We start from the raw sequence: 11911 nt of genomic DNA on the forward strand, positions 1-11911 counted from the left end.
GCGCCCCTAACAGGAACCTGCATCGCTGCGACTCACGGCAGCAGCGCGATGACCTCGGAGAGATCCTGCGGGCCGATGACGACGGCCGCGGCTGCCCGCACCGCCGGCTTCGCATTGAACGCGATGCCGAGCCCGGCGGCAGCCATCATCTTCAGGTCGTTGGCGCCATCGCCGATCGCGATCGTGGCGCGCGGGGCGATGCCCAGCTCGGCCGCCCAGTCCCGCAGCGATGAGGCCTTCGCGGCAGCATCCACGATCTCACCGTCCACGACACCCGAGAGAACGCCGTCCTCGGCTGCGAGACGGTTCGCGCGCCAGCGATCCACGCCGAGCCCGGGGGCGATCTCGTCGAGGATCTCGTGGAATCCTCCGGACACGACGCCCACGACACCGCCGCGTGCGTGCACGGCCGTCGTGAGCTCGCGCACACCAGGCGTCGGCTCGATGCGTGCGAGGACGCGCGCGAACGCATCCACCGGCACGCCCTTCAACTGCTCGACCCGCGAACGCAGGCTCGTCGAGAAGTCGACCTCGCCGCGCATGGCCGCCTCGGTCGCCGCCTGCACCTCGGCTCGACGACCGGCCTCGTCGGCGATCAACTCGATCACCTCGTTGCGGATGAGCGTGGAATCGGCATCGAGGACGACGAGGAAGCGCGCGGCAGTCACCCGTCGAGCGTACCGGTCAGCGCGCGACGCGCAGTCCCTTGCCGACCACCGTGATCCCCGAGTCGGTCACCGTGAATCCGCGCTCGAGGTCGCGTTCCCGATCGACGCCCACCGTCGCGCCGTCCTCGAGCACGACGTTCTTGTCGAGCACAGCACGGTGCACCCGCGCACCCAGTCCGATCACCACCTGATCGAGCAGCACCGAGTCGGTGATGGTCGAGCCGCCGAGGGCGACACCGCCGACCCCGACGACGCTGCGCTCGAGGTGCGTGCCCGAGAGCACAGAGCCCGCGGCCACGACCGAGTCGATCGCGTTGCCGATCCTGCCCACGGCGTCGCGCACGAACTTGGCTGGCGGCGTGTTCACGCTCTGCGTGCGGATGGGCCAGGCGGTGTTGTAGAGGTTGAAGATCGGCAGCGTCGAGATGAGATCCATGTGCGCGTCGAAGTACGAGTCGATGGTTCCCACGTCGCGCCAGTACGAGCGGTCGCGTGGCGATGAACCAGGCACATCGTTCTGCTTCATGTCGTAGTAGCCCGCCTCGCCGCGCTCGACGAAATACGGGATGATGTCGCCGCCCATGTCGTGTCCGGAGGTGGCTGATTCACCATCCGCCTCCACTGCGGCGATGAGTGCGTCCGTGTCGAAGACGTAGTTGCCCATCGACACCAGCACCTCGTTCGGCGAGTCCGCGAGCCCGGTGGGGTCGGTGGGCTTCTCGAGGAAGTCGCGGATGCGCCCGGACTGCTCATCGGCGTCGATGACGCCGAACTGCGAAGCGAGGGCGAGTGGCTGTCGGATGCCCGCGACCGTCGCCGCGGCACCGGAGGCGATATGCGCGTCGACCATCTGCTGGAAGTCCATCCGATAGACGTGATCGGCGCCGATCACCACGACGATGTCGGGCTTCTCATCGTTGATGAGGTTCAGGCTCTGCAGGATCGCATCCGCCGAACCTGAGAACCAGCGCTTGCCGAGGCGCTGCTGCGCGGGAACAGACGTCACGTACGAATCCAACAGGGACGACATACGCCAGGTCTGCGAGATGTGCCGGTCGAGACTGTGCGACTTGTACTGGGTCAGCACGACCAGCTGCCGCAGGCCTGAGTTGATCAAGTTCGACACGGCGAAATCGATGAGCCGGTACTGTCCGCCGAACGGGACCGCGGGTTTCGCCCGATCCGCCGTCAGGGGCATCAGTCGCTTGCCCTCGCCGCCGGCGAGGATGATCCCGAAAACCTTCTTGGGTGCCGACATGGCTCCACCATAGAGCGCTCAGCGGTCGTTGTACTACCGTGCAGACATGCGCGTCGACATCATCACCAAGGAGTACCCGCCGGAGATCTACGGAGGAGCCGGCGTCCACGTCGCCGAACTCGTCGCGGCGCTGCGACGAAGCATCGACGTGCAGGTGCGGGCGTTCGGGGCGGAACGCGGCGAACCGGGTACGCACGCCTATCGCACACCCGCCGAACTGGTAGCGGCCAACCCCGCCGTGCAGACACTCGGCACCGATCTGGCGATGGTCGGCGACATCGCCGGGGCGGACGTCGTGCACAGCCACACCTGGTACGCGAACTTCGCCGGGCACATCGCCTCTCAGCTGCACGGCATTCCGCATGTGCTGACCGCGCACAGCCTCGAGCCGCTGCGGCCCTGGAAGGCCGAGCAGCTCGGGGGAGGCTACGCCGTCTCGAGCGGGATCGAGAAGCTCGCCTACGAGAACGCCGCCGCGATCGTCGCCGTCAGTGCTGGGATGCGAAGGGACATCCTGCGCAGCTACCCGCAGGTCGATCCGGATCGCGTGCGAGTGATCCACAACGGCATCGACGTCGAGCGGTGGCGGCCGGTCGAGAACCCCGAGTTCCTGCGGAGCATCGGGATGGATCCTGCGCGCCCGTCCGTCGTGTTCGTCGGACGGATCACCCGGCAGAAGGGACTGCCGTATCTGCTGCGCGCCGCACAGCTGCTGCCACCCGACGTGCAGCTGGTGCTGTGCGCCGGCGCGCCGGACACCCCAGAGATCATGGCCGAGGTGCAGCAGGGGGTGCGGCTGCTGCAGCAGAGCCGCGATGGCGTGATCTGGATCGAGCGGATGCTGCCGCGTGACGAGCTGTCAGCCATACTCGCCGCCGCGACCACGTTCGTCTGCCCGTCGATCTACGAGCCGCTCGGCATCGTGAACCTCGAGGCGATGGCCTGCGGCGCCGCTGTCGTCGGAACGGCGACCGGTGGGATCCCCGAGGTCGTCGATGACGGCGTCACCGGGCGGCTCGTCCCGATCGAACAGGTGCAGGACGGCACCGGCACTCCCGTCGATCCCGACGCCTACGTCGCCGACCTCGCGAACGCCCTGACCGAGGTCACCGGAGATCCGGCGCGGGCAGCCGAGTACGGCGCGGCCGGACGTGAGCGTGCCCGCACGCAGTTCAGCTGGTCGGCGATCGCCGACACCACGCGCGCGCTGTACGAGGAGCTGCCCGCCTGAGCCGATAGGCTGGACGACATGTCGAGCGCTCTGGAATTCACCGATGTCGTCGTGCGCCGTGAAGGGCGGAACATCGTCGATCACGTGACCTGGGAGGTCTCGGACGATCAGCGTTGGGTCGTGCTCGGACCGAACGGCGCAGGCAAGACCACGCTGCTGCAGCTGGCGGACACCCTCATGCACCCGACCTCGGGAAGCGTGACGATCCTCGAGGAGACGCTCGGGCGCACCGACGTGTTCGAACTTCGTCCGCGGATCGGTTTCGCCTCATCGGCGATGGCCCGTCGGATCCCGCGCGACGAGACGGTGCTGAACACGGTGATGACGGCCGCCTACTCGGTGATGGGCCGTTGGAACGAGGCCTACGAGGGCATCGACGAGCGCCGCGCACGCCGCGTGCTGGCCGACTGGCGCCTCGAGCACCTTGCCGAGCGGCTGTTCGGCACGCTCAGCGACGGTGAGCAGAAGCGGGTGCAGATCGCCCGCGCCGTGATGACCGATCCCGAGCTGCTTCTGCTCGACGAGCCGACAGCCAGCCTCGACCTCGGCTCGCGCGAAGAGCTGCTGCACCTGCTCAGTGGCTACGCGGCATCGCCGATGACCCCGGCGATGATCATGGTCACCCACCACGTGGAGGAGATCCCGGTCGGCTTCACGCACGTGATGCTGATGCGCGACGGCGGCGTCGTCGCGCAGGGGCCGATCGCCGAGACGCTGACGGCGGATGCCCTGACCGAGGCGTTCGGAATGCCGATCGCGCTGACCTCGGACGGCGGCCGCTATGCCGCGCGCGCGGCCTGATCACGAGCCTCGGCGAAGGACTGCTAGAATAGACCCTCGGTGCGCTCGCACTACAGACTTCCCTGCCCCTGGCACAATCCAGGGCACCACGTAAGGAATCCCATGAAGACTGACATCCACCCCGAGTACCAGGCCGTCGTGTTCCGCGACCTCGGCTCCGGCGAGACCTTCCTCACCCGTTCGACCGTCGGCAGTGACAAGACGATCGAGCTGGACGGCGTGGAGTACCCCGTCATCGACGTCGAGATCTCCTCGGCCTCGCACCCGTTCTACACGGGCAAGCAGCGCATCATGGACTCGGCCGGTCGCGTCGAGAAGTTCAACCAGCGCTTCAAGGGCTTCGGCGGCTCTTCCAAGTAAGTCGCCCACCGAGAAGACCCCGCTTCGGCGGGGTCTTCTTCATTTCCGCACGCGGTCCGAAGCTGATTCCTGTCGGGTCTGATGCCGACTCAGAGGTCGATGCGGATGCGATCCGCGTCGATGGTCCATGGCGGATCGCCTGGCGCCGGCGCAGGAGCCGTGCGCTTGGTCTGACGATCCCGTTCCACGGCGGCCTCGTGCGCGGTGGGGGAGAAGACAGCATCCAGGCCGCTTGAGAAGCCGCCGGCAAGGCCGCCACCGCCTGCGACGTACTTCTGCTCCAGCGGTTTGTCGGCGTAGAGCGTGATCAGCCCCATCACGCCGAGCACCACCGGCACCGCGATCAGCAGGGCGATCGTGCCCCAGCCGAGCACAGCGTCCAGGATGTCGGCGTCCATGAACCCAGGTTACGCCTGCGGATGCCCGTGCGCCCCGCCAGCCGAGCAGACAGTCAGCTGCTGCGCACCGGCCAGCTGCCGTCCAGCGCTTCGTCTGGCTCGAGGCGGCCGACCTTGATGAAGTACTCGGTGAGACTCGCCGCCTGGTCGCGCGCCCAGCCGATCTGCTGCGTGTGCAGTTCGAAGGCGCTCTCCGGCAGCGGGAACTCCTTCGCCAGGGCCAGGGCGACACGCCCCGCGGCGATGGCATCGGCGGCGGCCTCGTGGGCAGCATCCAACGGCACTGCGTAGTGCTCGGCGACGACCGACAGCGTCCGCTTGCCGCGGCGGTAGCGGTCGTGCGCCTTGTCGATCACCAGGGGGTCGATGACCGGCTGGGGTGCCGCCAGCTCGGGCAGTCCGTGCCGGCGCGCCTCATGCGCGAGCAGCGAGAAGTCGTACGAGGCGTTGTATGCCACGATCGGCATACTCTGCGAGAACAGCATGGCCAGCGCCTCGGAGACCTCCGCGACGACCTCACGGGCCGGACGCCCGTGTGCTCTGGCGTGCTCGGTGGACACCCCGTGCACGGCGGCTGCGCCGTCGGGGATCGGGATGCCGGGATCCGCCAGCCAGTCGCGCGCAGCGATCTCGCGTCCGTGCCGATCGAGAACGCCGACGTGTGCAGTGACGATGCGATCCTGCGTGACATCGACGCCCGTCGTCTCGAGGTCGAACACGCCCACGCGGGTGAGCCAGGTCGGGAGTGGCGTCGCGGTGGTCATGTCTTCACGGTAGGTGAGGGCACCGACGTTGCCTCGATTCCACGCCGAGGTCCTTGGATCCCTACACTGTGCTGGTGACGTGGACCGTTTGGCTCTCGCTGCTGGCAGCGTGTGTGGTGATCAGCTTCACTCCGGGAGCCGGGGCGATCAATACGATGAGCAATGCCCTCAATCAAGGCTGGCGCAGGTCGTTCTGGGGTGTGCTCGGGCAGCAGGCGGCGCTGATCGTGCACGTCGTGATCGTCGCCGCAGGTGTCGGACTGCTGGTCTCGCAGTCACCGATCCTGTTCGAGATCATCCGGTACGCCGGCGTCGCATACCTGGTCTATCTCGGCATCCAACTCATCATCGCGCGGCCGCAGGCCGTGGCCGACGCCGACGCACCGCTTCCCAGGGAGCACGCCTGGTCGATCTTCCGCCGCGGATTCTGGGTGAACCTGCTCAACCCGAAGGCGATCGTGTTCTTCCTCGCCTTCGTGCCGCAGTTCATCCGACTCGACAGCGACCCGCTGCCGCAGTACGTCATCCTGATCACGACCGTGATGGTCGTCGATGTGATCGTGATGTGGTTCTTCTTCGCGGCCGCAGCAAAGCCCTTCCGCCGCTACACGCGCAGTGTGCGCGGGCAGCGCGTGATGAACACCGTCTTCGGACTGCTGTTCGTCGCCGTGGCTGGGCTGCTGCTGTTCGTGCACTGACCGCGGGTGCGCGCGGAGCCGCCCTGCCGCTGAGGGCGTAGCGTGGAGCACATGGAAACCTTCGTGCTCGCCGGTGGATGCTTCTGGTGCCTCGACGCCGCCTATCGTCCGCTTCGCGGTGTTCAGTCCGTCGTCTCGGGGTACATCGGCGGCACCACGTCCGCGCCCACCTATGAGCAGGTGTGCACCGGCACCACCGGGCACGCCGAGGCCGTCAAGGTCACGTTCGACCCCGAGGTCATCCCGGCGGATGTGATCCTCGACGCGTTCTTCACGATGCATGACCCCCGCCAGCTGAACCGCCAGGGCAATGACATCGGCACGCAGTATCGCAGCGCCATGTTCCCGGCTGATGAGGCACAGCGCGAGCTGTTCGAGACGGCGCGAACGCGCGCGGGCTCGCTGTGGGACGGCGAGCCGGTGACCACCATCGAGCCGCTGGGCGAGTTCTTCGACGCGGAGGACTATCACCAGGACTTCTTCGCCAAGAACCCCACGCAGGGGTACTGCCTCGCCGTGGCCGTGCCGAAGGTGAACAAGGTGCGCGCGCACTTCTCGGAATACCTGCGCTGATCTGCATGCCTGCGCTGAGCATTCGCTCTGCACCGGTCCCTGATTGAGGCGAGTTCTCCACCGTCCCCGGGAATCGTGCCGTGGATGTCGGATGCCACGATGCACGCTTTGTTCAGCCGGGCTTCGTCCCGGATGACAGAGGAGCAGAAATGGCGATGAAGAATGCCATCGTGACCATCACCGGGAACATCGGCAACGATCCGACCTACAACACCACCAGGACCGGCGATGCCGTCGTGAACTTCCGCGTCGGGTCGTCCAGCGGCCACTGGAACCGCAGCACCGGCGCATGGGTCGATGACGGGACGAGCTGGTTCGCCGTCTCGGCCTTCCGCAATCTCGCCGAGCACGCGAAGGGATCACTGCATCGCGGCGACCCGGTGATCCTCACCGGAGCGCTCAAGGTGAAGGAGTGGGAGAACGACGGTCGCAAGGGCACCAGCGCCGACATCGTGGCAGACGCGATCGGACACGACCTCAGCCAGGGCACCAGCGCATTCGTCCGACGCCCCAAGCCGACGACGACCGTCGAACGCGCACCAGCCGTGGTCGGCGAGCGCGATGACGCGCCGGGGTACGAAACGCAGCCGACAGCTCAGACCGACGAGTGGGAGGCCCACGGCATGAACGTGTCGGATGCCGTGCGCGGGGAGTCCGGTGAGCAGGACTCCGCCGAACAGGAGCCTGCCTTCGCGTAGGCGGGCGACGGCGCGACGGCGCGGCGGTGAGAACCGGGTGGCGGATGACCCGAGCGAATCCGCTTAGACTTCTGAGCGTGCTCCGAGGGTCATCCGCTTCCGCCGTTCGCGCGCAGCGCGGGGCCCTGTTCCTGGTCGGCGCAGCGATCATCTGCGGTGTCCTGACAGGGTGCACTGCGGCGGACGATCCCGCCGACCCGGCACCGCGCCCCGCGAGTCCCACCGCGTCCGCCTCCAGCCCGCCTGACGCGCAGGAGCCGCAGCTGGTCCCCGACGGAACCGCGGCAGACAATCTGCCGCTGTTCGCGCAGATCACCGCGCAGGTGTGGGGGAGCGAGCAGCGCGGCTCAGGCCGCGCATACGTCGATGCCCTCACAGCGGCCGGGTTCGACCGCGATCGGATGCAGGTGACCGAAGACCTCAGCACGGTCGGCAACCCGGCGGAGAGCCTGCAGTTCTCGGTCGCGTGGGGCGACGCCGAGTGTCTCATCGGCCAAGTGGGGCCCTCCACCGGCGACCCTGTGACCAGCGTCATGCCGCAGCTCGCCGAGGGGCGCTGCCTGGTCGGCAGCACGCGACCGATCGACTGGTGAATCAGGGCCCGTCCGGGCGTGCGGCCACGTGGAAGCCGGGTAGGCTGGAGAGTCGGTTCCCCCGGGGACCTGTTCCGCGTGCCTGCTGACAGAAGGAGAGCTGCTTCGTGGCCGAGTACATCTATTCCATGGTGCGAGCCCGCAAGGCGGTGGGCGACAAGCTCATCCTGGATGACGTCACCATGGCGTTCCTGCCCGGAGCGAAGATCGGCATGGTTGGCCCCAACGGTGCCGGCAAGTCGACGATCCTCAAGATCATGGCCGGTCTCGACACGCCGTCCAATGGCGAGGCGAAGCTGAGCCCCGGCTTCACGGTCGGCATCCTGATGCAGGAGCCTGAGCTCGACGAGACGAAGACGGTCCTGGAGAACATCCAGGACGGCGTGGCGATCAAGGCCAAGGTCGACCGGTTCAACGAGATTTCGGCGGAGATGGCCGACCCCGACGCGGACTTCGACACCCTGCTCGCCGAGATGGGCGTGCTGCAGGAGGAGATCGACGCCGCAGATGGCTGGGACCTCGACTCGCAGCTCGAGCAGGCGATGGATGCCCTGCGCACCCCGCCGGCGGATGCCGAGGTCGCTCCGCTCTCGGGTGGTGAGAAGCGCCGCGTCGCGCTGGCGAAGCTGCTGCTGCAGAAGCCCGACCTGCTGCTCCTGGATGAGCCCACCAACCACCTCGACGCCGAGAGCGTGCTCTGGCTCGAGCAGCACCTGAAGGACTACAAGGGCGCTGTCATCGCCGTCACACACGACCGGTACTTCCTCGACAACGTCGCGGAGTGGATCGCCGAGGTCGACCGCGGTCGCCTGATCGGCTACGAGGGCAACTATTCGACCTACCTCGAGAAGAAGGCCGAGCGACTCGACGTCCAGGGCAAGAAGGACGCCAAGCTCGCCAAACGCCTCAAGGACGAACTCGAGTGGGTCCGCTCCAGCGCGAAGGGCCGACAGACCAAGTCGAAGGCCCGACTGGCCCGCTACGAGGAGATGGCCGCCGAGGCCGAGCGCACCCGCAAGTTGGACTTCGAAGAGATCCAGATCCCCGCAGGCCCCCGCCTCGGCAGCGTCGTCATCGAGGCGAAGAAGCTGCAGAAGGGCTTCGGCGATCGGATGCTGATCGACGGCTTGAGCTTCAGCCTGCCACCCAACGGCATCGTCGGCGTCATCGGCCCGAACGGCGTCGGAAAGACCACGCTGTTCAAGACGATCGTCGGGCTCGAGCCCCTCGACGGCGGCGATCTCAAGATCGGCGAGACGGTCAAGATCAGCTACGTCGACCAGTCCCGCGCGAACATCGACCCGAACAAGACGCTGTGGGAGGTCGTCTCCGACGGGCTCGACTTCATCACCGTCGGCAAGATCGAGATCCCCTCGCGCGCCTACGTGTCGAAGTTCGGCTTCAAGGGGCCGGACCAGCAGAAGAAGGCCGGCATCCTCTCCGGTGGTGAGCGCAACCGCCTCAACCTGGCGCTGACGCTCAAGGAGGGCGGCAACCTGCTGCTCCTCGACGAGCCGACCAACGACCTCGACGTCGAGACCCTCAGCTCGCTCGAGAACGCGCTGCTGGAGTTCCCTGGCTGCGCCGTGGTCATCACGCACGACCGGTGGTTCCTCGACCGCATCGCAACCCACATCCTGGCCTACGAGGGCACGGACGAGAACCCGTCGCAGTGGCACTGGTTCGAGGGCAACTTCGAGGCGTACGAGGCGAACAAGATCGAGCGCATGGGCCCTGAGGCTGCTCGCCCGCACCGCACCGCGCACCGCAAGCTGACGCGCGACTGAGGCAGTCTGCCAGCATGACAGCGGGTCAGAGGCTGCACATCCCCATCCATCTGCGATGGGGTGACCTCGACGCGTTCAACCACGTCAACAACACCTCGATGCTGAAGCTTCTCGAAGAGGCGCGCGTGCGCGCCTTCTGGAAGCCGAACCCGGACGAGCAGGCGCCGGCGACGGCAGTCCTGCCGTCCGGGATCGAGCACGGCATGCTGACGCTGATCGCCCGTCAGGAGATCGAGTACGTCGCCCCGGTGCCCTACCAGCGGGGGCCGCTTGATGTCGAGATGTGGTTCGGCAAGATCGGCGGCTCGAGTGTCGACGTCTGCTACGAGGTCTACAACGAGCGCGATGGCGCGGGCCGAGTGCTGTACGCGCGCTCGACCGCGGTGATCGTGCTGGTGGATGCCGTCACCGGCCGACCGATGAGGATCGCACCAGAGATGCGTGCGGTCTGGGAGCCGTTCCTCGGCGAGCCGATCCGCTACCAGCACCGCTGACAGCGGGTGCGGAGGTCAGTCCTGCGGCACCCGCACCATGACCTCCTGCGCCACGCTGGCCAGCAGCTCGGAGTCACGGCTGTAGATGCGGCCGTTGGCCAGGCCGCGGCCACCACGGGCGTTCGGGGATTCCTGCACGTACAGCATCCACTCGTCGGCGCGGCCGAAGCGGTGCCACCACATGGCGTGATCGAGACTGGCGACCTTCAGACCAGGAGTGCCCCACGCGACGCCGTGACGCCGCAGGATGGACTCCTGGATGGAGGTGTCGCTGAGGTACGCGAGCGCCGCGCGATGCAGCCTCGGGTCGTCCGGCAGCGGGGCGCGCAGCCGCATCCAGACGGCCTGGTGCGCGACCTGCTCGCCGGAGACCTCGAAGAACAGCGGTCCGTCGACATGTCGGATGTCGGCGGGACGATCGGCGAACAGCCGCGCGGTCTCCGGATCGACTGCCTCGAGGATCACGTCATCGGGGACGACGTCCTCCGGCGCCGGAATGCCCTCAGGCAGCGGCTGAGCGTGCTCGACGCCTGGAGCCTCGTCCTGGAACGACGCGATCATCGAGAAGATCGGCACGCCGTTCTGGAACGCCTGGACGCGGCGGGTAGAGAACGATCGCCCGTCGTGGATGCGGTCGACCGAGAACGTGATGCCCTGGTCGGCGTCCCCAGGGCGCAGGAAGTAGCCGTGCATCGAGTGCGCCACCCGCTCCTCCGGCAGGGTGCGCTCAGCGGCGATCAGGCACTGCGCGAGCACCTGGCCGCCGTACACCCGGCCGGTCACCATCGGATGGGAGACGCCGGTGAAGATGTCCTCGGTGGTGCGCGCCTCGGACGAAGAGAGGTCGAGTACCGTCAGCAGGGTCTGCACGGATCGGCGGGCGCGCTCGTCGTCGGTCATCCGACTAGTTTAGAAGGAGTGACCAGACCTCTCGTTCTTGCCGACGCCCAGACCGCCCGCGACGTCCTGACCTTCGCGGGTCGCGCGGGAACCGCATCGTCCGAGGGCGTGCGCCTGCAGGGGGCGGGAGGGATGCTGGTGCTCACCGCAGCGGCGCTCGCACCGCAGGGCCTGTTCGACCACACACCGACCGTGCTCGCGATGCGGATCGTGCACGCCGATCCAGAACTGCGCTGCGACATCGTGGTGGACGAGCTCACCGCCGGGGCAGCGCCGACAGAGCTCACGCTGCCCGACACCGGCCGTGCGCCGGCCTGGGCCGGGGTCTCGCCACCCCGCGACGGCTGGGAGCTGGTCGCGGAGCTGCCGGCGCAGATCATCGCAGAGCGTGCCCAGTGGGGCATCTCTGCGGTCGCGCACGGCAGCCCTGATGGGGCGGGAGAAGAGGCTGTCCGGGCGCTGCGCGCGCAGATCTGGGGCGAGCCCGACGAGGCATTGCTCGGCCTGCCGCGCGGTGTCGCGTTCGCAGCGCACGCGTTCGGGTTCATATCGGGCTCAGAGCAGGTGCGCATCACCCAGTCGGGCCGCTGGACGCGGCTCGCCTTCGCCCGTGGACACGTGCTCAGCCGAGGACCGGCCGTGACGGGGCTCACGGCGGTGCGGACCACGGGCGGCCAGTAGCCGTGGA

Annotated in this window: 15 protein-coding genes; 10 read left to right on the plus strand and 5 right to left on the minus strand. The window is 67.7% G+C overall.

The window, feature by feature from the left end; all coding sequences use genetic code 11:
• Positions 1-32: 32 nt before the first annotated feature.
• Both serB and glgC read right to left on the minus strand, forming a co-directional pair.
• Complete coding sequence (gene serB / locus MNR00_RS07735; protein WP_241928570.1) at positions 33-668, minus strand: phosphoserine phosphatase SerB; 636 nt, start codon at positions 666-668, stop codon at positions 33-35.
• A 16-nt stretch (positions 669-684) separates the two neighbouring features.
• A complete protein-coding gene (glgC, locus tag MNR00_RS07740) occupies positions 685-1926 on the minus strand; it encodes a glucose-1-phosphate adenylyltransferase (protein ID WP_241928571.1) in 1242 nt (413 codons plus the stop codon).
• 46 nt (positions 1927-1972) lie between these two features.
• Between glgC and glgA the strand changes: the two genes are divergently transcribed.
• The 3 genes from glgA (at position 1973) to MNR00_RS07755 (ending at position 4318) form a co-directional block, all read left to right on the plus strand.
• A complete protein-coding gene (gene glgA, locus MNR00_RS07745) occupies positions 1973-3157 on the plus strand; it encodes a glycogen synthase (protein WP_241928572.1) in 1185 nt (394 codons plus the stop codon).
• Between the two features lie 18 nt (positions 3158-3175).
• Positions 3176-3958 (plus strand): ABC transporter ATP-binding protein, encoded by a 783-nt coding sequence (locus tag MNR00_RS07750; protein ID WP_241928573.1) that lies wholly within the window; start codon positions 3176-3178, stop codon positions 3956-3958.
• Between the two features lie 102 nt (positions 3959-4060).
• Positions 4061-4318 carry a type B 50S ribosomal protein L31 gene (locus MNR00_RS07755; protein ID WP_241928574.1) on the plus strand — a complete coding sequence of 86 codons (258 nt, stop codon included), beginning with the start codon at positions 4061-4063 and terminating at the stop codon, positions 4316-4318.
• Positions 4319-4407: 89 nt separating this feature from the next.
• Here MNR00_RS07755 and MNR00_RS07760 read toward each other — a convergent pair whose 3' ends face one another.
• The gene (locus MNR00_RS07760; RefSeq protein WP_241928575.1) at positions 4408-4716 is read right to left on the minus strand and encodes a hypothetical protein; all 309 of its coding nucleotides are present in this window, start codon (positions 4714-4716) and stop codon (positions 4408-4410) included.
• A 53-nt stretch (positions 4717-4769) separates the two neighbouring features.
• Positions 4770-5480, minus strand: coding sequence for an exonuclease domain-containing protein (locus MNR00_RS07765; RefSeq protein ID WP_241928576.1), 711 nt, complete (start codon positions 5478-5480; stop codon positions 4770-4772).
• 74 nt (positions 5481-5554) lie between these two features.
• Here MNR00_RS07765 and MNR00_RS07770 point away from each other — a divergent pair, with 74 nt between their 5' ends.
• From MNR00_RS07770 to MNR00_RS07795, 6 genes are all read left to right on the plus strand, one after another.
• A complete protein-coding gene (locus MNR00_RS07770) occupies positions 5555-6178 on the plus strand; it encodes a LysE family transporter (protein WP_241928577.1) in 624 nt (207 codons plus the stop codon).
• 51 nt (positions 6179-6229) lie between these two features.
• Positions 6230-6751 (plus strand): peptide-methionine (S)-S-oxide reductase MsrA, encoded by a 522-nt coding sequence (msrA, locus tag MNR00_RS07775; RefSeq protein WP_241928578.1) that lies wholly within the window; start codon positions 6230-6232, stop codon positions 6749-6751.
• Between the two features lie 149 nt (positions 6752-6900).
• Positions 6901-7449, plus strand: a complete 549-nt coding sequence (locus tag MNR00_RS07780; protein ID WP_241928579.1) for a single-stranded DNA-binding protein — start codon at positions 6901-6903, stop codon at positions 7447-7449.
• Between the two features lie 77 nt (positions 7450-7526).
• Complete coding sequence (locus MNR00_RS07785; RefSeq protein ID WP_241928580.1) at positions 7527-8042, plus strand: hypothetical protein; 516 nt, start codon at positions 7527-7529, stop codon at positions 8040-8042.
• Between the two features lie 107 nt (positions 8043-8149).
• A complete protein-coding gene (ettA, locus tag MNR00_RS07790; RefSeq protein ID WP_241928581.1) occupies positions 8150-9829 on the plus strand; it encodes an energy-dependent translational throttle protein EttA in 1680 nt (559 codons plus the stop codon).
• A 14-nt stretch (positions 9830-9843) separates the two neighbouring features.
• The gene (locus tag MNR00_RS07795; protein WP_241928582.1) at positions 9844-10323 is read left to right on the plus strand and encodes a thioesterase family protein; all 480 of its coding nucleotides are present in this window, start codon (positions 9844-9846) and stop codon (positions 10321-10323) included.
• 15 nt (positions 10324-10338) lie between these two features.
• Here MNR00_RS07795 and MNR00_RS07800 read toward each other — a convergent pair whose 3' ends face one another.
• Entirely contained in the window at positions 10339-11223 is an 885-nt protein-coding gene (locus tag MNR00_RS07800; protein WP_241928583.1) for an acyl-CoA thioesterase II, read from the minus strand.
• An 18-nt stretch (positions 11224-11241) separates the two neighbouring features.
• Between MNR00_RS07800 and MNR00_RS07805 the strand changes: the two genes are divergently transcribed.
• Positions 11242-11904, plus strand: coding sequence for a hypothetical protein (locus MNR00_RS07805; protein ID WP_241928584.1), 663 nt, complete (start codon positions 11242-11244; stop codon positions 11902-11904).
• The last annotated feature ends 7 nt before the right edge of the window (positions 11905-11911 follow it).

Origin of the sequence: Microbacterium sp. H1-D42, assembly GCF_022637555.1 — a bacterium.
In the GTDB taxonomy this organism is placed as follows: domain Bacteria; phylum Actinomycetota; class Actinomycetes; order Actinomycetales; family Microbacteriaceae; genus Microbacterium.

Bases quoted from the DNA above. Each gene is read 5' to 3' on its own strand.
- MNR00_RS07750 (WP_241928573.1), top strand. From the start codon at position 3,176: ATGTCGAGCGCTCTGGAATTCACCGATGTCGTCGTGCGCCGTGAAGGG.
- MNR00_RS07780 (WP_241928579.1), top strand. From the start codon at position 6,901: ATGGCGATGAAGAATGCCATCGTGACCATCACCGGGAACATCGGCAAC.
- MNR00_RS07800 (WP_241928583.1), bottom strand. From the start codon at position 11,223: ATGACCGACGACGAGCGCGCCCGCCGATCCGTGCAGACCCTGCTGACG.
- MNR00_RS07760 (WP_241928575.1), bottom strand. From the start codon at position 4,716: ATGGACGCCGACATCCTGGACGCTGTGCTCGGCTGGGGCACGATCGCC.
- MNR00_RS07755 (WP_241928574.1), top strand. From the start codon at position 4,061: ATGAAGACTGACATCCACCCCGAGTACCAGGCCGTCGTGTTCCGCGAC.
- glgA (WP_241928572.1), top strand. From the start codon at position 1,973: ATGCGCGTCGACATCATCACCAAGGAGTACCCGCCGGAGATCTACGGA.
- MNR00_RS07765 (WP_241928576.1), bottom strand. From the start codon at position 5,480: ATGACCACCGCGACGCCACTCCCGACCTGGCTCACCCGCGTGGGCGTG.
- msrA (WP_241928578.1), top strand. From the start codon at position 6,230: ATGGAAACCTTCGTGCTCGCCGGTGGATGCTTCTGGTGCCTCGACGCC.
- glgC (WP_241928571.1), bottom strand. From the start codon at position 1,926: ATGTCGGCACCCAAGAAGGTTTTCGGGATCATCCTCGCCGGCGGCGAG.
- MNR00_RS07795 (WP_241928582.1), top strand. From the start codon at position 9,844: ATGACAGCGGGTCAGAGGCTGCACATCCCCATCCATCTGCGATGGGGT.